2 protein-coding genes are annotated in these 2,067 nt (G+C 73.1%); both read left to right on the plus strand.

Annotation, left to right across the window (positions count from 1 at the left end):
* Positions 1 to 151 precede the first annotated feature (151 nt).
* Entirely contained in the window at positions 152 to 1,135 is a 984-nt protein-coding gene (locus OZN99_RS30410) for a TRAP transporter substrate-binding protein (protein ID WP_270938948.1), read from the plus strand.
* Positions 1,136 to 1,213: 78 nt separating this feature from the next.
* Positions 1,214 to 2,067: TRAP transporter substrate-binding protein DctP (gene dctP, locus OZN99_RS30415; protein WP_270938949.1), on the plus strand; the 854-nt coding region annotated here is incomplete at its 3' end.

The following is a 2,067-nucleotide window of genomic DNA, read 5'->3' on the forward strand; positions in this document are numbered from 1 at the left end:
CGCCGCGGGCGGGCACGGCCCGGTCGTGGATCGCCGGCTTCGACCAGGCGGGCCCCTGCCGCCCCGCCGCGCCGGGCGCCCCCCCTTGCCGGCGCGGCGGGCGGCAGCGATTCTCTCTTCGGGACAGGCAACGAAGGGGGACCCCACAGCCATGCTCAGCCGCCGCACTCTCCTCGCCTCGGGCGCCGCCGCGCCCTTCATCGCCCGTGGCGCCACCGCGCAGACCGCGACGCGCTGGCAGATGGCAACGCCGTATCCGGACGGGAACTTCCACACCCGCAACATCCGCACCTTCGTCGAGGACATCCAGCAGATCTCCGGCGGTCGCCTGCAGGTGCAGATCCATTCCGGCGGCAGCCTGCTGCCGATGCCGCAGATCAAGCGTGGCGTGCAGACCGGCCAGGTGCAGATGGGCGAGATCCTGCTGGCGGCCTATTCCAACGAGGACGTCTTCTTCGACGCCGACAGCATCCCGCAGCTGGTCAGCAACCTGGCCGAGGCGAAGAAGCTGTCCGACCTGCAGCGCCCCTACATCGAGCAGCGCCTGGCCCGCCAGGGTCTTAGCCTGCTCTACATGGTGCCCTGGCCGCCGGCCGGCCTCTACGCGCAGCAGCCGATCACCAGCATCGAGGGCCTGCGCGGGCTCCGCTTCCGCACCTTCTCCCCCGCCACCAACCGCTTCGCCGCCATCGTCGGCGCGCAGCCCACGCTGGTGCAGGCCGCCGAGCTCGCCCAGGCCTTCGCCACCGGCGTCGCGCAGGCGCAGATCACCTCGGCCCAGACCGGCGTGGACACCTCGGCCTGGGACTACGCGCGGGTCTTCACGCCGCTCGGCTTCACCATGACGAAGAACGCCGTGATGGTCTCCCGCCGGGCCATGGAGGCGCTGCCCTCCAATATCCAGCAGGAGATCCGCGAGGCCGCGGCCCGGGCCGAGGTGCGCGGCTACGAGTTGGCCGGCGAGTCGCAGACCGCGTCGGAGCGCACGCTGGCCCAGCGCGGCATGCAGGTCATCCCGCCGACGCCGGAGTTCATGGAGGGCCTGCGACGCGTCAGCGCGCAGATGACCAACGAGTGGATCGAGCGCGCCGGCGCCGACGGCCGCGCCCTGATCGAGGCGTATCGCCGGGCCTGAGCCCGGGCCGCCGCCGGGTGGAAGGCCGGCGGGAGTGCGGGCATGATCGGCGGAACCTGACAGGGGGAACGCCGCACCATGCCCATCACCCGCCGCGCCGCCTTCGGCGCCGCCGCCGCGCTGCTCGCCGCGCCCGCCCACGCGCAGGGCGCACGCTGGCAGGCCGCCTCCGGCTTCGGCGACGGCAACTACCACACCCGCAACCTGCGCGAGTTCCTCGCCGAGATCGCGGCCACGACCGGCAATGGCGTGCAGACGCAGCTGCACTCCAACGGCAGCCTGCTGCCGCAGCCGCAGATCAAGCGCGGCGTGCAGACCGGCCAGGTGCAGCTCGGCGAGATCCTGCTGACCGCCTACGGCAACGAGGACGCCATCTTCGACGCCGATGCGGTGCCCGGCCTGGTGCAGAACCTGGACGACGCGCGCAAGCTCGCCGCCGTCCAGGCGCCCTTCATCGAGGCGCGCTTCGCCCGCCAGGGCATGATGCTGCTCTACATGGCGCCCTGGCCGCAGGTGGCGATCACCGCCAACCAGAACCTCACCAGCCCGGACCAGCTGCGCGGCCTGCGCATCCGCACCTATTCGCCGATCTCGACGCGGCTCGCCGCGCTGCTCGGCGCGACGGGCACGCTGATCGTCGCGCCGGAGGTGCCGCAGGCCTTCGCCACCGGCATCATCCAGGCCCAGCTCACCACCGCGCCGGTCGCCGCCGACACGGCCGTGTGGGACTACAGCCGCTTCTTCATCAACGCCGCCATCGCGACCTCCAAGAACGCCGTCTTCTGCTCCCGCCGCGCCTTCGACGCGCTGCCGGAGGCGCACCGCGCCGCCGTGCTGGCGGCCGCCCGCAACGCGGAGGCCCGCGGCTGGCGGCTGGCCGCCGAATCGCAGGCCGAGGCGGAGGCGCGTATGGTGGCGCGCGGCGTGCAGGT

Source organism: Falsiroseomonas oryzae (genome assembly GCF_027856955.1).
GTDB lineage: Bacteria > Pseudomonadota > Alphaproteobacteria > Acetobacterales > Acetobacteraceae > Falsiroseomonas > Falsiroseomonas oryzae.